Raw genomic sequence first — 21,967 nt, 5'->3', positions numbered from 1 at the left:
CAGAGTACGACTCGGGTCCGACAACGGCGGGTTCGCGTCCGGCGGGGACCCGGGGCAGTCTTGGGGGCCGAGGCGGTCGTGGAGCCCCGGGCAGGCAATGGGGCCCGGGCCCGCACCCGCGCGGGGCACGCCTCACCGTTCACCGTATGGAACACTGGTCTAGACAACCTTGACACCTGAAGGGCAGCATCACATGGCTGAGCGCCGCGTCAACGTCGGCTGGGCCGAGGGCCTGCACGCCCGTCCCGCCTCCATCTTCGTCCGGGCGGCCACGGCCACCGGCGTCCCCGTGACGATCGCCAAGGCCGACGGCAACCCCGTCAACGCCGCGTCCATGCTCGCGGTCCTCGGCCTGGGTGCCCAGGGCGGCGAGGAGATCGTCCTGGCCTCCGACGGCGACGGCGCGGACGCCGCGCTCGACCGTCTGGCGAAGCTGGTCGCCGAAGGTCTCGACGAGCTCCCCGAGACGGTCTGACCCTCAGGTCTCCTCGGGCCTCTTCGGACTTCCTCGGGCCTCTTCGGGTCTTCCGGATACCGCCGGATCCCATCGGTCCCGGCGGATCCTCTACGGCGGAGCCGCGTCACCCCCACCCCGGGCGACGCGGCTCCGCCGTTTTCGTGCGCGGGCCCCGGGGCCGTTCTTTTCCCGCTCGCGGCGTATCGATTTCTACCCGGGACCGCGCGCACGGAAATGACGCGCTCGACAATTCCGGGCACGCGGAAGAAAAGGGCACAAGAAATAGGGCCCCACCGAATATCCCTCTTTGTATACGGCGCTTCTGTTAATGCCGCAGGCCCGCCGTGTTTACGGGATGTTGCGAAGTCCTCACACGCTCGGCGCGGTCCCCGCCGGGGAACCGCAGCCGGTGCGCGGACACCGCGCGCTCCGTGTGCAGCGCCGTGATCGCCCTGGCCCGGTCGCTGTCACCACGGGCCACGGCGTCCACGATGGCCCCGTGCTCGGTCCAGGACTCGGCGGGGTGCGCGGGCGCCTCGACCGAGTACATCCAGGCGATCTTGTGCCGCAACTGGCCGAGCGTCGAGGTCAGCGCCGGGCTGCCCGAGGACTGCGCGAGCGTCTCGTGGAACCAGCCGCCGAGCGAGCGCAGATCCTCGCTGTTGCCCCGCCTGGCCCGCTCCTGGCCGAGCCTGACCAGCCCGCGCAGCACCTTGAGATGGGCCTCGGTGCGCCGCTGGGCGGCACGGGCGGCGCCCAGCGGCTCCAGCAGCACACGCATCTCCAGGAGGTCGGCGGCCTCCTGCTCCGTGGGTTCCGCGACGCACGCGCCCGCGTGCCTGCGGGTGACCACGAAGCCCTCCGCCTCCAGGGTGCGCAGCGCCTCGCGCACGGGGACCCGCGAGACGCCGTAGCGGCGCGCGAGCAGTTCCTCGGTGAGCCGGCTGCCGCGTTCGTAGACACCCGCGACGATGTCGTCCCGGATCGCCGTGCATACCGAGCGCGCGGGAATACGCATGACCGGACCTCCGCCTTAATCCCCGCGAAACGCGGTCGATTGACGCTTGTTCGGTGACTCTATTGCAGAGAACGGGAAATTCCGAAGGCAGCCGGGAATCCATGGCTATTTTTTGGACACATCGCGCTTCTGAACAGGCAGTCGTCCGGTGCGAAAGTGACCGGAAGGGGTCTGAACGCGTCGAAGGCCCCGGCTCATGAGCCGGGGCCTTCGACGGAGGTGCTGTGCTGTGCGGAAGTGCGGTGCGGGTGCCGTGCGGTCAGACGTTCACGCCGTGCCCGCGGAGGTAGGCGATCGGGTCCATGTCGGATCCGTACTCGGCGGTCGTACGCGCCTCGAAGTGCAGGTGCGCCCCTGTGACGTTGCCGGTCGCCCCGGAGAGGGCTATCTGCTGCCCCGGAGTGACCGTCTGGCCGACCGAGACACCGATGGACGAGAGATGCCCGTACTGGGTGTACGTGCCGTCAACCATCTTGATGACGACCTGGTTGCCGTACGAGCCGCCCCAGCCGGCCTCCACGACGGTGCCGGAGCCCACCGCGTGCACGGCGGTGCCACTGGCGGCGTGGAAGTCGATACCGGTGTGGCTGCCGGAGGACCAGATGCCGCCACCGGCCTGGTAGGAGGTGGAGACGTACGAGCCGGTGATCGGCGCGGTGTAGGCGTTGAGCCGCTTGCGCTCTGCCTCGCGGGCCGCGCGGGCCTTGGCCTCGCGCTCCTTCTCGGCCTTCGCCTTGGCCTTCGCCGCGGCCTCCTCCGCACGCTTCTTCGCGTCGGCCTCGGCCTTCTCGCGGGCGGCGGCCTGCTCGGCGGCCTGGCGCTGGGCGGCGGCCTGCGCGTCGATCTCCTGGGCGACCGAGTCGCCCATGGCGACGGCCTTGAGGGGGCCCGTCTGCTCGATCTCGCTCTCGGCGGCGAACGCCGGGGCGGCCAGCGTGCCCACGACACCGGTGGTGGCCAGGGCGGCGACGCCGACGGTCCTGCGGGTGGTGCGCGTCATGCGGCTGGGAAGACGGTGCTTCCCCGTGGCGCGGGTGAACGCCATGAAGTGGCTGGTCCTTTCCTTCCTTCTCGCCTACCGGGTTAGCTGACGGGTTCGGAGCAGGAAGGTCTCCTACGGACCCCCTTCGGGAAGGGCGTCCGATTCACCCCAGGGACCTGGGTCCCCGGCTCCCCTGGCTCGCGCCATGCGGGGACTCGGCGATGACTGTCCGGTGCCGCGGACGCGGCGCAGTGCCTGACGAACAGCCGGACCGACGCTAAGCGGCACCTCTTTCGATCGACAAACGGATCACCGTTTTTGTAGCGCACGCCACAGGGCAGACAGGCAACTTCCCTGCAATACGGACACACCGTGGGCGAAGAAGGACAGGAAAGGGCCCGGGTGACTCGTCCGGTCACCCGGGCCCCGGCCGTGACAGGTCCCGCTCGATCCCGGGCCCCACCCGGTCACAGATCCCTACTCGGCGCGCACGACGCTGACTTCGCCGACACCGAGGGCCCTGACGGGCTCCTCGATCTGCGCGGCGTCACCGACGAGGACGGTCACCAGACGGTCCACCGGGAACGCGTTCACGGCGGCCGCGGTGGCCTCCACGCTGCCGGTCGCGGCGAGCTGCTTGTACAGCGTCGCCTGGAAGTCGTCCGGCAGGTGCTGCTCGACCTGGTCGGCGAGCGTGCCCGCGACGGCACCCGCTGTCTCGTACTTCAGGGGCGCCACACCCACCAGGTTCTGCACGGCGACGTCGCGCTCGGCGTCCGTCAGGCCCTCGGCGGCGAGGGTGCGCAGCACCTTCCACAGGTCGTCGAGCGCCGGACCGGTGTTCGGGGTGTCGACGGAGCCGCTGATGGCGAGCATCGAGATGCCCGTCCCGTCCGGCGCGGAGCGCAGCACCTGGCCGAACGCCCGCACACCGTAGGTGTATCCCTTCTCCTCCCGCAGGACGCGGTCCAGGCGGGAGGTGAGGGTGCCACCGAGGCAGTACGTGCCGAGCACCTGGGCGGGCCACACGCGGTCGTGCCGGTCCGCGCCGACGCGGCCGATGAGCAGCTGCGTCTGGACGGCTCCCGGCCGGTCGACGATGATCACGCGGCCGGTGTCGTCGGCGGTCACCGGGGGCACGGGACGCACCTGGGCCTGCGATCCGGTCCAGGTGCCGAGCGTGTCACCGAGCAGCGCGTCGAGGTCGACGTCCGTGAGGTCGCCGACGACGACCGCGGTCGCCGTGGCGGGGCGTACGTGCTTCTCGTAGAAGGCGCGCACGGCCGCCGAGTCGATCGCGGTGACCGTCTCCTCGGTGCCCTGGCGCGGACGCGACATCCGGGAGTCCGCCGGGAAGAGCTGCCGGGACAGCTCCTTGGCGGCCCGCCGGGCCGGGTTGGCGGTCTCGTGCGGGATCTCGTCGAGCCGGTTGCGCACCAGCCGCTCGATCTCGCCGTCCTCGAACGCGGGCGCCCTGAGCGCGTCGGCGAGCAGGCCGAGCGCCTTGGGCAGCCGGGAGACGGGGACTTCGAGGCTGAGCCGTACGCCGGGGTGGTCCGCGTGGGCGTCGAGCGTGGCGCCGCAGCGCTCCAGCTCGGCGGCGAACTCCTCGGCGGAGTGCTTGTCGGTGCCCTCCGAGAAGGCCCGCGCCATGATCGTGGCGATGCCGTCGAGGCCCTTCGGCTCGGCCTCCAGCGGGGCGTCCAGGAGGACCTCCACGGCGACGACCTGCTGGCCGGGGCGGTGGCAGCGCAACAGCGTCAGGCCGTTGCCGAGGGTGCCGCGCTCGGGCGCCGGGAAGGCCCAGGGCCTGGCCTCGCCGGCCTGGGGCTGCGGGTGGAACTCCATCGTGGCGAGCTCGGTCACTTGGCCGCCTCCTCGTCGGTGTTGTCGGCGGCGGCGCCGGTGGCCCCGGCGGCGTCGGTCTCTTCGGGCGCGTCGGTCCCGTCCGGGGCGAGGGGCTCGTAGACCAGCACCGCGCGGTTGTCGGGTCGCAGACGGGCCTTGGCGACCTCCTGCACCTCCTCAGCGGTGATGTCGAGAACGCGCTGCACGGCGGTCAGGGCGAGCTGGGGGTCGCCGAACAGGACCGCGTACCGGCACAGTTCGTCGGCGCGGCCCGCGACCGTGCCGAGACGGTCCAGCCACTCGCGCTCCAACTGGGCCTGGGCACGCTCCATCTCCTCGGCCGTGGGGCCCTCCGCGGCGAACCGGGCGAGCTCCTCGTCGACGGCGGTCTCGATGACCGGGACCTCGACGTCGCCGGACGTCTTCACGTCGAGCCACCCCAGGGAGGGCGCTCCGGCGAGGCGCAGCAGACCGAAGCCGGCCGCGACGGCGGTGCGGTCACGGCGTACGAGCCGGTTGTAGAGCCGGGACGACTCGCCGCCGCCGAGCACGGTCAGGGCGAGGTCGGCGGCGTCCGACGCGCGCGTGCCGTCCTCCGGGAGCCGGTAGGCGGCCATCAGCGCGCGCGCCGGGACCTCCTCCTCGACGACCTCGCGCAGTTGCCCGCCCATGGTCTCCGGGAGCGAGCCGTCGCGCGGGGCGGGCTTGCCGTCGTGACCGGCGATGGAACCGAAGTACTTCTCGACCCAGGCGAGCGTCTGCTCCGGGTCGATGTCCCCGACGATCGACAGCACGGCGTTGTTGGGCGCGTAGTAGGTGCGGAAAAAGGCGCGCGCGTCCTCAAGGGTGGCCGCGTCCAGGTCGGCCATCGACCCGATCGGGGTGTGGTGGTACGGGTGACCCTCCGGGTACGCGAGGGCGGTCAGCTTCTCGAAGGCGGTGCCGTAGGGGACGTTGTCGTAGCGCTGCCTGCGCTCGTTCTTGACGACGTCCCGCTGGTTCTCCATCGACTCGTCGTCGAGCGCGGCGAGCAGCGAGCCCATGCGGTCGGCCTCCAGCCAGAGAGCGAGCTCCAGCTGGTGCGTCGGCATGGTCTCGAAATAGTTGGTCCGCTCGAAACTCGTCGTGCCGTTGAGCGAACCGCCCGCTCCCTGGACCAGTTCGAAGTGGCCGTTGCCCTTCACCTGGCCGGACCCCTGGAACATCAGGTGCTCGAAGAGGTGGGCGAGCCCGGTGCGGCCCTCGACCTCGTGCCGCGAGCCGACGTCGTACCAGAGGCACACCGCCGCGACCGGGGTCAGGTGGTCCTCGGAGAGCACCACTCGCAGGCCGTTGGCCAGGCGGTGCTCGGTCGCTGTCAGGCCGCCGGAACCGGCCTCGGCTGTGGCCGTGTGACCCATGGGCATGTACGTCCCTTCGATCGCGGAAAACTGCTGAATTCTGCTAGTCGTGCCACTGTATGCAAGCGCGCGGACAGCTGGCGAAGTTCCCGCATCGGGTACGCCGAGAGCGAGCACGCGAGCGTCCTCGGACCCGGCCGGCCGACACACCGGGTCTCGTACGTCCGTACGAGCACACGCGCTCCGGCAGAGGCGCCCCGTTCAGGGGCACGGGGAACCGCGCGACCGGCCACAGCGGACCCGCACGCGCCGGCCCCCTGCCCGGTCCCCCCGACGGGAGGCCGCCCCGCAGGGGCACTCCTTCACTTTCAGGGCGCGGGGAACCGCACGACCGGCCAAGACGGCCCGCACCCGGCAAACCCCCTCCACCACCCCCGTGAAAACGGAACGCGGTAGCGTCCTCAGACCTCCGCGGGCAGTCGCGGGTCGCGCTCGTGGAGCCTCCGGGGCCGCCTCGATCGGGGCCTGCCAGGCCTGTTGGGGCGGTCGCGCACCCGGCCCGACAGGCCCGTACGGACGGGTCGTGGTCCGCGTTGTCAGTACTGCGGTCCACAATGGACCGCGTCAGAACCCGTTCATGCCCAGGCAGAGACTGTGAAGGAGTCGCAGCAGCGATGGCCCGCCGCAGCACGAAGACCCCGCCTTCCGACGACTTCGAGGAGCGCATCCTCGACATCGACGTCGTCGACGAGATGCAGGGCTCTTTCCTTGAGTACGCGTACTCGGTCATCTACTCCCGAGCCCTGCCGGACGCCCGCGACGGCCTCAAGCCCGTGCACCGCCGCATCGTCTACCAGATGAACGAGATGGGGCTCCGCCCCGACCGCGGCTATGTGAAGTGCGCCCGCGTCGTCGGCGAGGTCATGGGCAAGCTCCACCCCCACGGCGACGCGTCGATCTACGACGCGCTGGTCCGCCTGGCCCAGCCCTTCTCCATGCGGCTGCCCCTGGTCGACGGCCACGGCAACTTCGGTTCGCTGGGCAACGACGACCCGCCGGCCGCCATGCGGTACACCGAGGCGAGGATGGCCGACGCCACCTCCCTCATGACGGAGTCGATCGAAGAGAACACGGTCGACTTCAGCCCGAACTACGACGGCCAGGAGCAGGAGCCGTCGGTCCTCCCGGCCGCGTATCCGAACCTCCTGGTCAACGGCGCGTCGGGCATCGCGGTCGGCATGGCGACGAACATGGCGCCGCACAACCTCGGCGAGGTCATCGCCGCCGCCCGCCATCTGATCCGCCACCCCGGGGCCGATCTCGAAACGCTCATGAAGTACGTCCCGGGCCCCGACCTGCCCACGGGCGGCCGGATCGTCGGCCTGACCGGGATCAGGGACGCGTACGAGTCGGGCCGCGGCACCTTCAAGATCCGCGCGACGGTGTCGGTGGAGAACGTGACGGCGCGCCGCAAGGGCCTCGTCGTCACCGAACTGCCCTTCACCGTCGGCCCGGAGAAGGTGATCGCAAAGATCAAGGACCTGGTCGGCTCGAAGAAGCTGCAGGGCATCGCCGACGTCAAGGACCTCACCGACCGCTCGCACGGCCTGCGCCTGGTCATCGAGGTCAAGAACGGCTTCGTGCCGGAGGCGGTCCTGGAGCAGCTCTACAAGTTGACTCCGATGGAGGAGTCCTTCGGCATCAACAACGTGGCGCTGGTGGACGGCCAGCCGCTCACCCTGGGCCTCAAGGAACTGCTGGAGGTGTACCTCGACCACCGCTTCGAGGTCGTGCGCCGACGCAGTGAGTTCCGCCGCACCAAGAAGCGCGACCGGCTGCACCTGGTCGAGGGCCTGCTCGTCGCCCTGCTGGACATCGACGAGGTCATCCGCCTCATCCGCTCCAGTGAGAACTCCGCCCAGGCCAAGCAGCGCCTGATCGAGCACTTCTCACTGAGCGAGATCCAGACGCAGTACATCCTGGACACGCCGCTGCGCCGGCTGACCAAGTTCGACCGCATCGAGCTGGAGACCGAGCGCGACCGCCTCAACGGCGAGATCGACGAGCTGACCGGCATCCTGGACTCGGACGCCGAGCTGCGCAAGCTGGTGTCGGGCGAACTGGCCGCGGTGGCCAAGAAGTTCGGCACCGACCGGCGTACGGTGCTGCTGGAGTCGGCCGGTTCCGCCGCCACGGCCGTTCCGCTGCAGGTGGCGGACGACCCGTGCCGGGTGCTCCTGTCGTCGACGGCACTGCTCGCGCGTACGGCCAACGGTGACCCCTTCGGGGAGAGCGAGGGCAGGCGCGTCAAGCACGATCTGATCGTCTCCGCCGTCCCGGCGACTGCCCAGGGCGAGATCGGCGCGGTCACGTCCAGCGGACGGCTCCTGCGGCTCAACGTCATCGACCTCCCGCAGCTGCCCGAGACCGCCTCGGCGCCCAACCTCTCCGGGGGCGCGCCGATCTCGGAGTTCCTGGCCCTGGAGGGCGACGAGCAGGTGGTCTGCCTGATGACGCTCGACGAGTCGTCGCCGGGCCTGGCCCTCGGCACCCAGCAGGGTGTGGTCAAGCGCGTGGTCCCGGACTACCCGTCGAACAAGGAGGAGCTGGAGGTCATCACCCTCAAGGACGGTGACCGGATCGTCGGCGGGGCGGAGCTGCGCACCGGCGAGGAGGACCTCATCTTCATCACCGACGACGCGCAGCTGCTGCGCTATCAGGCGTCCCAGGTGCGTCCGCAGGGCCGGCCCGCGGGTGGCATGACGGGTGTGAAGCTCACGGACGGGGCCAAGGTGATCTCGTTCACGGCGATCGACCCGGCCGTGGACGCGGTGGTCTTCACCGTGGCGGGCTCACGGGGCACGCTGGACGACTCGGTCCAGACGACGGCCAAGCTGACCCCGTTCGACCAGTACCCGCGCAAGGGCCGCGCCACGGGTGGCGTGCGCTGCCAGCGGTTCCTGAAGGGCGAGGACTGCCTGAGCCTGGCCTGGGCGGGCCCCGCTCCCGCCCGGGCCGCGCAGAAGGACGGAACACCGGCGGAGCTGCCGGAGATGGACCCGCGCCGCGACGGCTCGGGTGTCTCGCTGGCGAAGACGGTGTCGGTGGTGGCGGGCCCGGTCTAGCCCCCGCCACCCGGCAGACCGGCCCACCCACCCCGACCCACCACCTCCGCCTCCCCTACTGCTCCTGCTCCTGCTCCTGCTCCTGCTCCTGTACGTAACGCAGGACGCCCCACATGCTGCGTTCGTCGGCGTGTGGGGCGTCGTCCTTGCAGGCCTCCAGTTCCTTGCCGAGCGCGAGGGCGTCGATGCCGGACCCGATGAGCACGAGCTGGGTCAGCCGCTCACCCGGAGGCCAGGGTTCCGGATAGAAACGCAGGAAGCGGCCCACCGCGTGCACGGCATACCGGTTGCGGGGATCGGCGGCGCCGAAGTCGACGTACCCCTTGATCCGGTACAGACCGTCGGGTCTGCTGTCGAGGAAGTCCATCAACCGCCGGGGGCCAAGGGGCACTTCGGAGGTGAAGGAGACGGACTCGTAGGCGGAGTGCAGATGTCCGAGGTGCTCGTCGGCGCCACCGTCACCGCGGTCACGGTCCTCGTGCCGGTGCAGGTCGTCGAAGGACAACTGGCCGATACGTTCTTCGGTGGGTCGGCAGTCGAAGAGGAACTCGGGGTCGATCCTCCCGTACGAGGCGGGTACGACAGCGGCACGGTCGGCGAGCGCACGCACCAGCCGGATCACGCGGTCGGGGTCCGGCGCGCGGTCCGCCTTGTTGACGACGACCAGGTCGGCGATGGCAAGGTGCCGGTCGATCTCGGGATGCTTCTCACGGATGGCGTCGAACTCGGCGGCGTCGACGACCTCCACCAGTCCGCCGTAGACGATGCGCGGGTTCTCGCTGGCCAGGAGCATCTTCACCAGTTCCTGGGGCTCGGCCAGACCGCTCGCCTCGATGACGATCACGTCGATCCGCGACGAGGGTCGGGCGAGCCGGTCCAGATAGAGATCGAGTTCACTGGCGTCGACGGCGCAGCACAGGCACCCGTTTCCGAGGGAGACGGTGGAGTCCCCGAGCGCTCCCGCGACAGCCATGGCATCGATCTCGATGGCACCGAAGTCGTTCACGACGGCACCGATACGGCTGCCTCCGCTTCGGTGCAGGAGGTGGTTGAGCAGCGTGGTCTTTCCGGAACCGAGGAAACCGGCAAGGACGAGGACCGGGATCTGCTGGGGGCTCGCCTGACTCGACACGCGACCTCTCTCACACCAATTGCGCGCTCCGGCTCGCAAACCGGCTCTCACGACAGGGAACGAATGCCCGCCAAGGATACGAGCCGCCCCGGAAAGCGCCGGAAGTGAACGATTGTTAGCGGCGCTCGCGGGGCACACGTTGGGCAGGGCGCCGAGTTGCGCGACCCGCGCTTACCTCTGTGCGCCGCCTCTCCGCCTCCCAGCCGATCAGACCCGCTCGGCACCCTGGGAGACGGCAAGCGCCGCCCAACGCTCGCCGGTCCCCATCAGTCGACCCGCACCGACGACCGGCGGACGGCCGCCTGATTCGGGGGTTGGCATGGCCACACAGAATTATGAGATCCGGGGGTTGAGCACCGCCGCAGTGGCGGGACTCGCGTTCACAGCAGGAACTCTCGCAGTCCTCACCTTCCAGCAGCGTCAGTACAACAAGAAGAGACTGCGGGTGGAGCAGCAGCGCGTGCACCTCCATCTGCTGAGCAAGGCCATGGACGACCCGGAACTGGCCGTCGTGATGAGCACCGTCGATCTCAGCGCCGCGCCGGTCGCCGAACGACCCAGGCTGCGACGCCAGTACCTCTTCGCCAACGCGCTGTACACAAATGCCCTGCACACCTTCTATGCCGGAGACGTCAACCGGCAGGAGCTGCACGGACACCTTCGGGTGCTTTGCCAGAGCAGCGTGTTCCGCGATTTCTGGGAAGCCACCCGCCACCATCGCGACAGCCTCGACGGCTCGTCCGAGGAGGCTCACGTAGGGAAAATGGTGGACCGGCTGGTCCGCGATCTGGCCGAGGCAGACACGGAAGAGTGGTGGGTCGTGGGCGAACCCCCGTCAATATAGGGCCAGTTGGGCTACCCCTCGGGATCGCCCCGGGTTCGCCGCAGGGGCACCGAGGGACTACATTTGCCCCGCTCTTCTGTCTATTCTCCTGAGGACCGGGATCCCCTTTGAAAATCGTGCGTCGCATCGGCGCGTCTCCTCGTGAACGAGGCAGCGTGACCGGCGAGACCTGCCCCGACATCTTCGAACTCAACGACGGCAACTTCGCTGTCATCGGCACAGAGGCCACAGCGGCGCTCGACACCGAGCTTCCCGCCGACGCCGCGCGCGCCGACGACGAACGCATCGTCGTGGTGAGCCGGGAAACCTTGATTCGCGCGAAGGCCGACATCCCCGACGCCTGACCCCGCGGCCGGTAGACGAGTCCACCCCCGACTCGCTCCGTGATAGCCATCGCCTCGCTGCACCCCACCTCGGTGCAGGTCGAAAGCCGTCCCCGACCGGGCAGCACACCAACCGATCACTGCTCGCCGACACACCGCAAGGCCCGGCGCCAGACCGGCTCTCCGGGCCTCACGCGCACCCAACGCCTCGACAGCCGAAGCGGTCAGGCAACCGCAGGCACCACAGCCGGCGCCCCCGGCCCCACATACCGCGCCGCCGGCCGAATGATCTTCGGGTCCTCCGCCTGTTCCAGGATGTTCGCGCTCCAGCCGACCACGCGTGCCGCCGCGAACGTAGGCGTGAACATCTCACGCGGAAGGCCGCAGAGTTCCATGACGACCCCCGCGTAGAACTCCACATTGGTGTGCAGCTCACGACCCGGCTTGAGGTCCGCCAGAATGGCCTCCACCTGGCGCTCGACCTCGACGGCGAAGTCGACCAGTGGACCGCCGAAGCCCTGGGCGATCTCGCGGAGCATGCGCGAACGAGGGTCCTCGGTGCGGTAGACGGGATGGCCGAAGCCCATGATGCGTTCACCGGCCAGAACCCGTTCTCGGATCCAGGAGTCGATACAGTCGGGCGTTCCGATCGCGTCCAGGGTGTCCAGGGCCCGGCTCGGGGCCCCGCCGTGCAGCGGACCGGAAAGAGCCCCCACCGCCCCTCCGAGACAGGCCGCCACGTCAGCCCCCGTCGACGCGATCACTCGGGCAGTGAATGTTGACGCATTGAATCCGTGATCAATGGTTGAGATCAGGTATTGCTCGACGGCCCGTGCCCTGGCTGGCTCCGGCTCCGCCCCCGTCATCATGTACAGGTAGTTGGCGGCATACGGCAGGTCGTCGCGCGGCTCGACCGGATCAAAGCCGCGCCCGAGCCGGTGGAGCGCCGTCAACAGCGTCGGCACGGCCGCCGACGCCGCGAGCGCGTCCGCCCGGCGCTGCTCGCCGTCTAGGTCGTACACCGGCCGGAACCCACGCGCCGCACCGAAGAGCGACAACGCCGTCCGCATGCCGGCGAGCGCCCCGGCCCGCCCACTGGCCGCGGCGATCGCGGGCAGCGCCGCCCGCACCTCCTCGGGCAGCCGCCGCAGTTCCACCGTCCGCGCGGCGAAGGCGGAACTCTGCGCCGCGTCCGGCAGTTCACCGTGCGTCAGCAGATGCCATACGTCCTCGAAGCCACGGCTCCTCGCGAGTTCCACGGCCGAGTACTGACGGTAGTGGTAGAACCCCTCGGCCCCTCTGACGTCACCCAGCACGGTATCGGTGACGACGACGCCCGCGAGTCCACGCGGAACGTCGACGAAGGGCCCAGCGTCCCGACCGTTCGCGGCCCGGTTGATCGACATGACTGCCTCCTTGAACTTGATTCGACTGTCCATGCTTGACTTATTCATTGTCAATATTGATTGAATCAATATTCGACCCTATAGATACGGTGACACCCATGACGGATCAAGGAGCGGCCCCGGCACACGAGGGGCAGCGGATCAGTACGCGAGAAGCCGCCGAACTCCTCGGCGTGAAGCCGGAGACGGTGTACGCCTACGTCAGCCGTGGCCGACTAGGCAGCCGGAGCAACCCGGGCGGCCGTGGCAGCACCTTCGACCCCAAGGAGGTGGAAGCTCTCGCGCGCCGCAACAGGCGTGCACCGGCAATGAGTTCACCGGCTGCGGGCACCCTCTCCGTCCACACCCGGATCACCTTGATCGACAAGGACCGCTACTACTTCCGGGGCGTCGACGCTGCCGAGCTCGCCGCACGCCACTCCTACGAGGAGGTGGCGGAGTGGCTCTGGACAGGTGTTCTGCGCCCCGGCGCCACCTTCACGGCACCCGAGGCATCCGTCGCGACGGCGCGCCGCGCCGTCGACGCACTGCCCGAGCACACGAGCCCCACCGACCGGCTCCGCGTGGCCACCATCGCCGCGGCGACCGCCGATCCACTGCGCTTCGACCTTTCCGAACAGTCCGTGCTGGGCACGGCCCGCACCCTGATCCCCACGCTCGTCGCCGCCCTGCCGCCCAGGAGGCACGACCAGCTGGACGACGGCCCGCTGGCCCACCGTCTGTGGGCCCGGCTCAGCGGACGCGAGGCATCGGGAGCATCCCTGCGGGCCCTGGACACGGCACTCGCGCTCCTCGCCGACCACGACCTGGCCGCCTCGACACTGGCGGTCCGGGTGGCGGCCTCGGCCCGCGCCCATCCGTACGCCGCCGTCTCGGCGGGCCTCGGCGTACTCGAAGGCCCCCTGCACGGGGCGGCCAGCGGCTTGGCGCACCGCATGCTCCTCGACGTTCTCGACCGCGGCACAGCGGCCCCCGTGATCGCCGACGAGCTGCGCGCGGGGCGCCGCGTCCCGGGCCTCGGTCATCGCCTCTACGCGGGCGAGGACCCACGCGCGCGGGCGCTGTTCGCCCTCCTGGAGGACATCCCCGACGCCGCGCCGGCGCTGGCCGCGGCTCGCGACGTCGTGGAAACGACGGCTCGCCACGTCCCGCTGCACGCCAACGTAGACCTGGCCCTCGCCGTCCTCACTGCCTCGTCCGGCATGCCCGCCTCAGCGGGTGAGACGATCTTCGCCGTGGCCCGGACCGCCGGCTGGATCGCCCACACCCTGGAGGAGTACGGCGAGGTACCGCTGCGCATGCGCCCGAGCGGGCACTACGTAGGAGAACGGCCGCCTCAGCCACTTCCGGAGCAGTGACACCACCGGCCCCGCAAGTCACCAGGAGCCACGTCAGGTTAGGCTCACCTCTGTGAGTACGTGCGCGAAGGTCTCACAGGACCTGGAGGAGCCCCTCGCGGGGACCGCCGCCACGGCGAGGACGTGGCTGCTGGTCGAACAGCCCGGCCCGTGGGGCGCCGAAGCGCTGACGTCGAGTCATCTCGATCCCGTACTGGGCCGCGCCCTGGAGCGGGCCGCCGAGGACACCGGTGTACGCATCGCCCTGATCCGCCGCCCGGGACGCCACGCGGACTGTCACAAGGTCGCCGAGCGCCAGGTGTACGCGGCCCACACCACTCCGGGAAACGTATGGCTGCACAGTGCCACCACATCAGACCCCGAACAGCTGCTCACACTTGATTTCGCCGAGCTGGGCAGAGGCCTGGCCCGTACCTTCGACACCGCGCTCGACGGCCGCCCCCACGACGGTGACCCACTCGCCCTCGTGTGCACCAACGGCAAGCGCGACCGGTGCTGTGCCCTGCTCGGCCGCCCCCTCGCCGCCGAACTCGCCGCCTCCGGAGTGGCGGGAGCGTGGGAGGTCACACACCTGGGAGGCCACCGCTTCTCACCCACTCTCCTCGTCCTGCCGTTCGGTTACGCATACGGGCGCGCCGAGGCCCATGCTGTGAAGGAAGTCCTCCAGGGCGTACGCGAAGGGCGTGTCGTCACCGAGGGGTGCCGCGGCGGCTCCGCCTGGGAGCGCCCCGGTCAGGCCGCCGAGCTGGCGGTGCGTACGGCGGTGCGCGAGGACGCGGCGGGCGCGCTGAGCGTGGCCCGTACCGAGGGCGAGGCACCTCACTGGGAGGTGACGATCGCCCACACGGACGGCCGCCGCTGGCTCGTCGCGGTGAGCCAGGGCGCCTCGTCGCCGCCCCGTGCGGAGAGCTGCGGCTCGGCTCTCGGTTCCCCGGCTCGCATGGACGTGACGGCGGTGCGTGAGCTGTCACGTCCAGCCGCCACAAGCCCCGCGACCGGTTGACCTGCTGACGCGGCGACCCGCCGCCCCGTCGGCCTGTCGACCCGCTGACCCGCTGACCCGCTGACCCGCTGACCACGGCATCCGAACGAGATTCACGCCACTTCGTCCACGGCCCGGCCCGCCGTTCCCCGTACCGTCATGGGTATGAGCCCCCCTCCCCCTGCTCGACGACTCCGCCTCGGCATGCCGAGGCGGATGTTCTCGCAGGTGCTGCTGATGCAGGTGGCGATCGCCGCCGGAGTCGCCGTACTCGCGACGGGTCTGTTCCTCGCTCCTCTCAGTGACCAGCTGGACGACCAGGCGATGCGTCGCGCGCTCGCGATCGCGCAGACCACGGCGGCACAGCCACAGCTCGCCGACGAGCTGACGTCGACACGCCCCTCGAAGGACGGGCCCGTCCAAGCCGAGGCGGAGCGCATCCGCAGGGCGAGCGGGGCCGAGTATGTCGTGGTCATGGACATGCACGGCGTGCGCTGGTCGCACACCCATCCCGCCGAGATCGGGGGACGCGTCTCCACCGACCCGCGGCAGGCGCTGGCCGGCCAGGAGGTCATGCAGATCGACGACGGCACACTGGGCCGCTCGGCACGCGGCAAGGTGCCGCTGCGCGACGCCGGCGGTCACATCGTCGGCGCGGTCTCGGTCGGTATCGAGTACGACAGTGTGCGGGACCGCCTGGTCCATGCCATCCCGGGGCTCTTCGCCTACGCGGGCGGGGCGATGGCCGTGGGCGCGCTGGCCGCCTACCTGATCTCACGGCGGGTACAGCGGCAAACCCGTGACCTGGCCTTCTCGGACATCGCCGGACTCCTGGCGGAACGTGAGGCCATGCTGCACGGCATCAGGGAGGGCGTCGTCGCGCTGGACCGGGAGGGCAGGATCCGGCTGCTCAACGACGAGGCCCGGCGGCTGCTGGGCCTCGGCGACGAAGCCGTGGGGCAGCCCCTCGGCACGGCGCTCGGCGAGGGACGTACGACCGATGTGCTGGCCGGGACCGTCAGCGGAACCGATCTGCTCACCGTCCGCGGACAGCGGGTCTTGGTCGCCAACCGCATGCCCACCGACGACGGCGGCGCCGTCGCCACACTGCGGGACCGCACGGAACTGGAGCAACTGGGCCGCGAGCTCGACTCCACCCGCGGTCTGATCGACGCCCTGCGCGCCCAGGACCACGAGCACGCCAACCGGATGCACACACTGCTCGGTCTGCTGGAGCTGGAGATGTTCGACGACGCGGTGGAGTTCGTCGGCGAGGTGGTCGGCGACCACAGGGCCACCGCGGAACAGATCACCGAGAAGATCCACGACCCGCTGCTCGCCGCCCTCCTGGTGGGCAAGGCCACAGTCGCGGCGGAGCGCGCCGTTGCCCTGACGGTTTCCGACAGGACGCTGTTCCCCGACCGGCTGGTCGATGCCCGGGGACTGGTCACGATCGTCGGTAACCTCGTCGACAACGCGCTCGACGCCGTCGCGGGCACCCTCCACGCGCGCGTGGAGGTCGAATTGCGCGCGGAAGGGCGTACGGCCGTGCTCAGGGTGCGGGACACCGGGCCAGGGGTCCCCGCCGGGCAACGTGAGTTGATCTTCACGGACGGCTGGTCCACCAAGGAGCCGCCGGCCCACCGGGGGCGCGGGATCGGCCTGCCGCTGGTGCGCCGGCTCGCTGAACGGCAGGGTGGCAGCGCACAGGTCGCGCAGGCGGAGGGCGGGGGCGCGGAGTTCACGATCGTGCTGCCGGAAGCCCTCGCGGAACCTGCGCTCACCTCCCAGCCGGAACCCGGCCCCGCACTGGAGAGATCCGCCACGACCACCAAGGAGGAACCGCGATGATCGAGGTACTGGTCGTGGACGACGATGTCCGGGTCGCTCGGGTCAACGCCGCCTATGTGGAGAAGGTCGCCGGTTTCCATGTCGCGGCCGAGGCGCACTCAGCGGCGGAGGCCCTGCGGCAGATGGAGGCGCTGCCCCAACTGGATCTGGTGCTGCTCGACCACTACCTGCCCGACGAGACCGGTCTCGCGGTCGTCCAGGAGATGCGGCGGCGGGGCCTCCAGGCCGACGTGATCATGGTGACCGCGGCCCGCGACATCACCACGGTCCAGGCGGCGATGCGGCACGGCGCTCTGCAGTACCTGGTGAAACCGTTCGCCTTCGCCGGACTCCGCGCGAAACTTGAGGCGTACGCCGAACTGCGTCGCACCCTCGACGGGGGCGGCGAGGCCGAACAGGCCGAGGTCGACCGGATCTTCGGCGCCCTCTCCACGGGCACGGAACCGGACCTGCCCAAAGGGCACTCCCCCACCACCGCGGAGGCGGTGCGCCAAGCCCTGGTGAACGCGGAAAGCCCTCTGTCCGCCCAGGAGATCGCCGAGCGGACCGGACTGAGCCGGCAGACCGCCCAGCGTTATCTGAAGCTACTTGAGCGCACCGGCCGGGCCACCCTGAGCCTGAAGTACGGCGACGCGGGCCGCCCCGAACACCGCTATGTCTGGGCGACCCGCCCCTGACGGAGAACCCGCGTGAGCCTCAGACCGCCCCGGCCCCCGTGAGCGCCCGCACCTCCGTCTCCGCGTGTTTGGCCTCGTCCGGCGCATCCGTCGAGGTGACCGTGCCGAGCCAGCCCGCGAGGAAGCCCATCGGAATGGAGACCAGGCCCGGATTGTCCAGCGGGAAGTACTGGAGGTCGACGCCCGGGAACAGCGAGCCGGGACTGCCCGACACCACGGGCGACAGCACCACGAGCACCAGGGCCGGCACCAGCCCCCCGTACACGGACCACACCGCGCCGCGTGTCGTGAAGTTCCGCCAGAACAGCGAGTACAGCAGGACGGGCAGGTTAGCCGACGCGGCGACCGCGAAGGCCAGTCCCACCAGGAACGCCACATTGAGGTCGCGTGCCAGCAGGCCGAGCGCGATGGCCACGACGCCGACCCCGACGGCGGCGATCCGCGCCACGGCCACCTCACTACGCGGCTTGGCACGCCGTCGCCGCAGCGACGCATAGAGGTCGTGTGCGACGGAGGCCGAGGAGGCGAGCGTGATGCCGGCGACCACCGCGAGGATCGTGGCGAAGGCGATCGCGGCGACGATCGCAAAAAGAACCGTTCCTCCGGCGGATGAGGCCCCGCCGCCCAGATCGAGCGCCAGCAGCGGAACCGCCGTGTTCCCGGCCGCGTTCGACCCGCGTACGGCATCGGGGCCGACGATCGCCGCCGCTCCGAAACCCAGCACGATCGTCATCAGGTAGAACCCGCCGATCAGCCCGATCGACCAGACGACCGAGCGACGGGCGGCACGGGCGGTCGGCACGGTGTAGAAGCGCGACAGGATGTGCGGCAGGCCCGCCGTGCCGAGCACCAGAGCCAGTCCCAGGCTGATGAAGTCGAGGCGCGCCGTCCAGTCGCCGCCGTACTTCAGGCCCGGTGCCAGGAACGACTTCCCGTGCCCGCTCCGCTCCGCCGCCGTACGCAGCAACTGGTCGAAGTCCCCGTGGAACCGCACCAGGACGAGCACGGTCAACGCGATCGCCCCGCCCATGAGGAGGACCGCCTTGACGATCTGGATCCATGTGGTGGCCCGCATCCCGCCGAACGACACGTACACGACCATGAGCGCGCCGACGCCGATGACCGTCCAGGTCTGCGCCGCCTCGCCCGTGCCTCCCAGCAGCAGCGCGACCAGGCTGCCCGCTCCCACCATCTGGGCGACCAGATACAGAACCGACACGGTCACCGAGGACGTTCCCGCCGCGATGCGCACCGGCCGCTCGCTCATCCGGGCGGCGACGACGTCGGCGAGCGTGAACCGCCCGCAGTTGCGCACCAGTTCGGCGACCAGGAAGAGGACGACGAGCCACGCGACGAGGAACCCCACCGAGTACAGCAGTCCGTCGTAGCCGAAGAGCGCGATCAGCCCCGAGATGCCGAGGAAGGAGGCGGCGGACATGTAGTCGCCCGCGATGGCAAAACCATTCTCCATCGGCGAGAAGAGCCGGCCGCCCGCGTAGAACTCCTCCGCCGAACCGTGCCGGTGACGGCTCACCCAGGTCGTGATCCCCAGAGTGATCGCGACGAACACGCTGAAGAGCAGCAGGGCCAGCGTCTGATGGTTCCCCGTCACCTGTCACCACCCGCGACGCTGCGCGTCAGCTCCTGGGTGTCCCAGCGCAGGTCGAGCGCGGCCCGGTCCCTGCGCAGCCGCGCGTGCCGCGCGTACGCCCAGGTGAAGAGGAACGTCGTGAGGAACTGTCCGAGCCCCGCGACCATCGCCACGTTCACCGCGCCGACGACGGGCCGCGCCATGAAGGCCGGCGCCGTGGTCGCCGTCACGACGTATGCCACGTACCAGGTGAAGAACACCGCGACGGCCGGCATCACGAACCTCCGATACCGGCTGCGCACCTCCTGGAAGGCGGCGCTGCGCTGCACCTCCAGATAGACATCGGCGGCGCGCGCGCTCAGGTCCTCCCGCTCCCCGCGCGCGGGCGGCACAGCGGGAGCGGGCGTACCCGTACCGTCCAACTCGCCCCACCCGGAGGCGAGCGCGTCGTACCAGGGGTCGTCGATCCGGACCTGTCCGGGGTCGGGACCGTCGTGCTTCTCCACCGAACTCTCCTTGTCCGCCGCCCGTTTCGGCCGCGTGCCCAAGGATGGACAGAACGGGAAGATCCCTGACTCTTCTCTCCGCGCACTTCACCCCATCAGGTGACTCACCCCCCTGGTGGCCGCACAAGTCCTTTCCCGAAGGCGTAACGGACGGCCTGAGCGCGGCCCTTGAGCCCTGTCTTGGCGAAGAGGTTGTTGATGTGGGTCTTCACCGTGGCCGTGGACACTTGCAGCTTGCGGGCGATCTCCTGGTTGCTCAGGCCCTCGGCGATCAGCACCAGCACCTCCGTCTCCCGCAGGGTCAGCCCGTCCGGAGTCTCCTGCGCGGGCAAGGCGAACTCCGGTTCCGTCAGTCGCTCCAGCAAACGCCGCTGGATGCCCGGCGAGAGTCCCGCGTCCCCGGACAGCACGCTCCGCACGGCTCGGACGATCTCGTCGCCGGTCGCGTCCTTGGTGAGATAGCCGCGAGCGCCCGCTCTCAGAGCGGGAAACAGCGACTCGTCGTCCGCGAACGTGGTGAGCACGACCACCTGTGTCCTCGGATACTCGGACCTGATGCGCCTGGTCGCCTCGGCTCCGTCGCAGCGGGGCATGCGCAAATCCATCAGCACCACGTCCGGGTCGAGCTCGGCCACCAGCCGTACCGCCTCGTACCCGTCGGCGGCCGCACCGACGACCTCGATACCCGGCAGCAGGCCGAGCAGCATCACGATGCCCTCGCGCACCACGGTCTGATCGTCCGCCACCACGACACGGGCCGCTCCCCCACCGCAGTCCTCCGTCATACGGGCACCTTCAGCATCACCACGAACCCCTCCTCGTCCGGCCCGGCCGCCAACGAGCCGCCCAGCAGCTCGGCGCGCTCCCGCATTCCGAGCAGACCGTATCCGGCGCCGGTGTGGGTGAACTCTCCCGGCGGCGCACCCGAATCCCGTACGTGCAGCGTCACTTCGTGCCGGCCGTACTCCATCCGTATGCGGACCTTGGCGCCCGGCGCGTGCTTCCGGACGTTCGTCAGCGCCTCCTGGGCGACTCTGCGAACCGCTTGGGACACCTCTGCCGGGAGCAGTCGCCGTTCACCCGTGACGGTGACGTCGGCACCGTCGGACTCGGCGACGAGCTCGCTCAGGAACTCCTCCAGCGGGGACAGCTCACCGCGCAGCGCGGAAAGCGCCTGCCTGGTCTCGGCGAGCCCTTCACGGGCCATTCTTCGCGCGGCCACGACACGGTCGAGGACCTGGTCCCTCTCGCCTCCTCCCTCGATCAGCAGTCGGGCCGCCTCCAGGTGCACGAGCTGGGCCGAGAGACTGTGTGCCAGTACGTCGTGGATCTCCCGTGCGATCCGGGCCCGCTCCGCCAGCGCCGCGGACTCCGCCTCGGCCGCCCGCGCCGCACGCTCCTGGACGAGCAGCCGCTGGGTGCTGCCCCGGGCCTCCGCGTCCAGCCGGAGCACGTAGCCGGCCAGAGCGATTCCTCCGGTCGTGGCCACGACGGCCGGCAAGCTGTCGTGATTGACGGCCGCGAACGCTCCCAGCGCCGCGCCGGTGGCGGGGAGGGCTGCGACCAGGGGCAAACGCTCCATCGCGATGACGCCACACACGCACCACAGGACGAGGGCGGGCGCCCGGAACCCCCCACCGTGAGCCGCCACGGCGACGGCGAACAGCAGGGCCAGCAGTCCAAGAGAGGGCACGAGCCGGTGGTCGAGCGTGGTCCTCGTGAAGCCCCAGGCTCCGAATCCGCACGCGAGGACTCCCAGGACGGCTGCCGCGATGCCCCAGCCGTGCAGGTCGCTGTCCTTGAAGGTCGCCACCAGAAGAATCCCGACGGCGAGGATGCGTGAGGCCAGCGTGAGCGCGTGCCGGGCCCTGTGCACCCCCGCTCCGGAGAGCGCCTCACGGGAGGGCCAGCGCTGCCAGACGTTCTCCGTCACACGCGCTCCTTCCACATGGGGCGCGGCACGTCTTCACCGTATGCCGTGCTCTGCCCGGTCGCCGGACGCAGTTCCTGCGCCCGCCATGCCAGGATCCCGGAGCGGACGAGCAGTGTCACAGCGAGCCCGAGGAGGAGGGCCGAGGTGTCCTGGTGGAGGCCGAGCGCGGCGCCGAGGCCGGCCAGGCCCGCCCGCAGGGCCATGCCTGCTGTCCAGACGCTGACGCCCGCCTTGCTGCCCCTGCTCCACACCGCTCCGTCCGGCGTCGCCCACAGTCGCGTGGTCCATGCCCAGCCGAGGCCGGTGACCAGGGCGATGAGGAGTTCGGTGCCGAGGAGGAGAGCCGATGCCGTCCGATGGCCGGGATCCAGCAGGCCGGGCTCGCGCACGGCGAGAACGATGAGTACGCCTGGCGCGACCCACCAGCGCCTGTCCGCGTCCAGCCGCCGGGGGCGGAACTGGCGGGCGATCACCAGGACCACCACGGCGAGGATCGCCAGGACATCGACAAGCCCGGACATCGCGGCCTCCGTGAGTGAGGAGAGGAAGGCGTCGGCAGCGAGTGCTGCCGACGCCTTCGACGCTACGGAAGCG

At 70.4% G+C, this 21,967-nt stretch carries 19 protein-coding genes and 1 riboswitch; of the genes, 8 read left to right on the top strand and 11 right to left on the bottom strand.

The window, feature by feature from the left end:
- Positions 1-193: 193 nt before the first annotated feature.
- The gene (locus tag ACH4DZ_RS38775) at positions 194-475 is read left to right on the top strand and encodes an HPr family phosphocarrier protein (RefSeq protein ID WP_398293472.1); all 282 of its coding nucleotides are present in this window, start codon (positions 194-196) and stop codon (positions 473-475) included.
- Positions 476-782: 307 nt separating this feature from the next.
- Here the strand turns inward: ACH4DZ_RS38775 and ACH4DZ_RS38770 are convergent, their stop codons facing one another.
- From ACH4DZ_RS38770 to ACH4DZ_RS38755, 4 genes are all read right to left on the bottom strand, one after another.
- Positions 783-1,475 (bottom strand): GntR family transcriptional regulator, encoded by a 693-nt coding sequence (locus ACH4DZ_RS38770; RefSeq protein ID WP_398293470.1) that lies wholly within the window; start codon positions 1,473-1,475, stop codon positions 783-785.
- Positions 1,476-1,734: 259 nt separating this feature from the next.
- Positions 1,735-2,520, bottom strand: a complete 786-nt coding sequence (locus ACH4DZ_RS38765; RefSeq protein ID WP_398293468.1) for a M23 family metallopeptidase — start codon at positions 2,518-2,520, stop codon at positions 1,735-1,737.
- Positions 2,521-2,532: 12 nt separating this feature from the next.
- Positions 2,533-2,688, bottom strand: a riboswitch (cyclic di-AMP (ydaO/yuaA leader).
- 246 nt (positions 2,689-2,934) lie between these two features.
- Entirely contained in the window at positions 2,935-4,323 is a 1,389-nt protein-coding gene (locus tag ACH4DZ_RS38760; protein ID WP_398293466.1) for a M16 family metallopeptidase, read from the bottom strand.
- A complete protein-coding gene (locus ACH4DZ_RS38755; protein ID WP_398293676.1) occupies positions 4,320-5,705 on the bottom strand; it encodes a M16 family metallopeptidase in 1,386 nt (461 codons plus the stop codon). The genes ACH4DZ_RS38760 and ACH4DZ_RS38755 overlap by 4 nt, the downstream gene beginning before the upstream one ends.
- A 614-nt stretch (positions 5,706-6,319) precedes the next feature.
- Between ACH4DZ_RS38755 and ACH4DZ_RS38750 the strand changes: the two genes are divergently transcribed.
- Positions 6,320-8,770, top strand: coding sequence for a DNA topoisomerase (ATP-hydrolyzing) subunit A (locus ACH4DZ_RS38750; protein ID WP_398293464.1), 2,451 nt, complete (start codon positions 6,320-6,322; stop codon positions 8,768-8,770).
- 55 nt (positions 8,771-8,825) lie between these two features.
- Here the strand turns inward: ACH4DZ_RS38750 and ACH4DZ_RS38745 are convergent, their stop codons facing one another.
- Entirely contained in the window at positions 8,826-9,902 is a 1,077-nt protein-coding gene (locus ACH4DZ_RS38745) for a CobW family GTP-binding protein (protein WP_398293462.1), read from the bottom strand.
- Between the two features lie 319 nt (positions 9,903-10,221).
- On the opposite strand from ACH4DZ_RS38745, the gene ACH4DZ_RS38740 reads away from it, so the two are divergent.
- Together ACH4DZ_RS38740 and ACH4DZ_RS38735 are read left to right on the top strand one after the other, a co-directional pair.
- Positions 10,222-10,746, top strand: coding sequence for a DUF6082 family protein (locus ACH4DZ_RS38740; protein WP_398293460.1), 525 nt, complete (start codon positions 10,222-10,224; stop codon positions 10,744-10,746).
- Between the two features lie 107 nt (positions 10,747-10,853).
- Positions 10,854-11,090 (top strand): hypothetical protein, encoded by a 237-nt coding sequence (locus tag ACH4DZ_RS38735; protein WP_398293459.1) that lies wholly within the window; start codon positions 10,854-10,856, stop codon positions 11,088-11,090.
- Positions 11,091-11,293: 203 nt separating this feature from the next.
- Here ACH4DZ_RS38735 and ACH4DZ_RS38730 read toward each other — a convergent pair whose 3' ends face one another.
- Complete coding sequence (locus tag ACH4DZ_RS38730) at positions 11,294-12,475, bottom strand: citrate synthase (protein WP_398293674.1); 1,182 nt, start codon at positions 12,473-12,475, stop codon at positions 11,294-11,296.
- A gap of 98 nt (positions 12,476-12,573) precedes the next feature.
- Between ACH4DZ_RS38730 and ACH4DZ_RS38725 the strand changes: the two genes are divergently transcribed.
- The 4 genes from ACH4DZ_RS38725 (at position 12,574) to ACH4DZ_RS38710 (ending at position 17,343) form a co-directional block, all read left to right on the top strand.
- Positions 12,574-13,833, top strand: a complete 1,260-nt coding sequence (locus ACH4DZ_RS38725; RefSeq protein ID WP_398293457.1) for a citrate synthase — start codon at positions 12,574-12,576, stop codon at positions 13,831-13,833.
- Between the two features lie 52 nt (positions 13,834-13,885).
- Positions 13,886-14,836, top strand: coding sequence for a sucrase ferredoxin (locus tag ACH4DZ_RS38720; RefSeq protein WP_398293455.1), 951 nt, complete (start codon positions 13,886-13,888; stop codon positions 14,834-14,836).
- A 144-nt stretch (positions 14,837-14,980) separates the two neighbouring features.
- Complete coding sequence (locus ACH4DZ_RS38715; protein WP_398293453.1) at positions 14,981-16,666, top strand: ATP-binding protein; 1,686 nt, start codon at positions 14,981-14,983, stop codon at positions 16,664-16,666.
- Positions 16,663-17,343: a response regulator gene (locus tag ACH4DZ_RS38710; RefSeq protein WP_398293451.1), complete on the top strand. Its 681-nt coding sequence runs from the start codon at positions 16,663-16,665 to the stop codon at positions 17,341-17,343. Before ACH4DZ_RS38715 ends, ACH4DZ_RS38710 begins: the two co-directional genes overlap by 4 nt.
- A gap of 19 nt (positions 17,344-17,362) precedes the next feature.
- Here the strand turns inward: ACH4DZ_RS38710 and ACH4DZ_RS38705 are convergent, their stop codons facing one another.
- The 5 genes from ACH4DZ_RS38705 to ACH4DZ_RS38685 all read right to left on the bottom strand — a co-directional run bounded on the left by ACH4DZ_RS38705 (position 17,363) and on the right by ACH4DZ_RS38685 (position 21,894).
- A complete protein-coding gene (locus ACH4DZ_RS38705) occupies positions 17,363-18,955 on the bottom strand; it encodes a cation acetate symporter (RefSeq protein ID WP_398293449.1) in 1,593 nt (530 codons plus the stop codon).
- Positions 18,952-19,440, bottom strand: a complete 489-nt coding sequence (locus ACH4DZ_RS38700) for a DUF485 domain-containing protein (RefSeq protein WP_398293447.1) — start codon at positions 19,438-19,440, stop codon at positions 18,952-18,954. Before ACH4DZ_RS38700 ends, ACH4DZ_RS38705 begins: the two co-directional genes overlap by 4 nt.
- 104 nt (positions 19,441-19,544) lie before the next feature.
- On the bottom strand, positions 19,545-20,225 hold the full coding sequence (locus ACH4DZ_RS38695; RefSeq protein ID WP_398293445.1) for a response regulator: 681 nt from the start codon (positions 20,223-20,225) through the stop codon (positions 19,545-19,547).
- Complete coding sequence (locus tag ACH4DZ_RS38690) at positions 20,222-21,373, bottom strand: sensor histidine kinase (RefSeq protein ID WP_398293443.1); 1,152 nt, start codon at positions 21,371-21,373, stop codon at positions 20,222-20,224. The genes ACH4DZ_RS38695 and ACH4DZ_RS38690 overlap by 4 nt, the downstream gene beginning before the upstream one ends.
- Complete coding sequence (locus tag ACH4DZ_RS38685; protein ID WP_398293441.1) at positions 21,370-21,894, bottom strand: DUF1453 domain-containing protein; 525 nt, start codon at positions 21,892-21,894, stop codon at positions 21,370-21,372. Before ACH4DZ_RS38685 ends, ACH4DZ_RS38690 begins: the two co-directional genes overlap by 4 nt.
- Positions 21,895-21,967 lie beyond the last annotated feature (73 nt).

Source organism: Streptomyces sp. NPDC017991, from assembly GCF_044328075.1.
In the GTDB taxonomy this organism is placed as follows: Bacteria; Actinomycetota; Actinomycetes; order Streptomycetales; family Streptomycetaceae; genus Streptomyces.
The sequence above is the reverse complement of the archived record's forward strand: the minus strand, read 5'-3'. Positions and strand labels throughout refer to the sequence as shown.

Bases quoted from the DNA above. Each gene is read 5' to 3' on its own strand.
- ACH4DZ_RS38695 (WP_398293445.1), bottom strand. From the start codon at position 20,225: ATGACGGAGGACTGCGGTGGGGGAGCGGCCCGTGTCGTGGTGGCGGAC.
- ACH4DZ_RS38685 (WP_398293441.1), bottom strand. From the start codon at position 21,894: ATGTCCGGGCTTGTCGATGTCCTGGCGATCCTCGCCGTGGTGGTCCTG.
- ACH4DZ_RS38725 (WP_398293457.1), top strand. From the start codon at position 12,574: ATGACGGATCAAGGAGCGGCCCCGGCACACGAGGGGCAGCGGATCAGT.
- ACH4DZ_RS38740 (WP_398293460.1), top strand. From the start codon at position 10,222: ATGGCCACACAGAATTATGAGATCCGGGGGTTGAGCACCGCCGCAGTG.
- ACH4DZ_RS38755 (WP_398293676.1), bottom strand. From the start codon at position 5,705: ATGGGTCACACGGCCACAGCCGAGGCCGGTTCCGGCGGCCTGACAGCG.
- ACH4DZ_RS38750 (WP_398293464.1), top strand. From the start codon at position 6,320: ATGGCCCGCCGCAGCACGAAGACCCCGCCTTCCGACGACTTCGAGGAG.
- ACH4DZ_RS38770 (WP_398293470.1), bottom strand. From the start codon at position 1,475: ATGCGTATTCCCGCGCGCTCGGTATGCACGGCGATCCGGGACGACATC.
- ACH4DZ_RS38715 (WP_398293453.1), top strand. From the start codon at position 14,981: ATGAGCCCCCCTCCCCCTGCTCGACGACTCCGCCTCGGCATGCCGAGG.
- ACH4DZ_RS38730 (WP_398293674.1), bottom strand. From the start codon at position 12,475: ATGTCGATCAACCGGGCCGCGAACGGTCGGGACGCTGGGCCCTTCGTC.
- ACH4DZ_RS38710 (WP_398293451.1), top strand. From the start codon at position 16,663: ATGATCGAGGTACTGGTCGTGGACGACGATGTCCGGGTCGCTCGGGTC.
- ACH4DZ_RS38765 (WP_398293468.1), bottom strand. From the start codon at position 2,520: ATGGCGTTCACCCGCGCCACGGGGAAGCACCGTCTTCCCAGCCGCATG.
- ACH4DZ_RS38775 (WP_398293472.1), top strand. From the start codon at position 194: ATGGCTGAGCGCCGCGTCAACGTCGGCTGGGCCGAGGGCCTGCACGCC.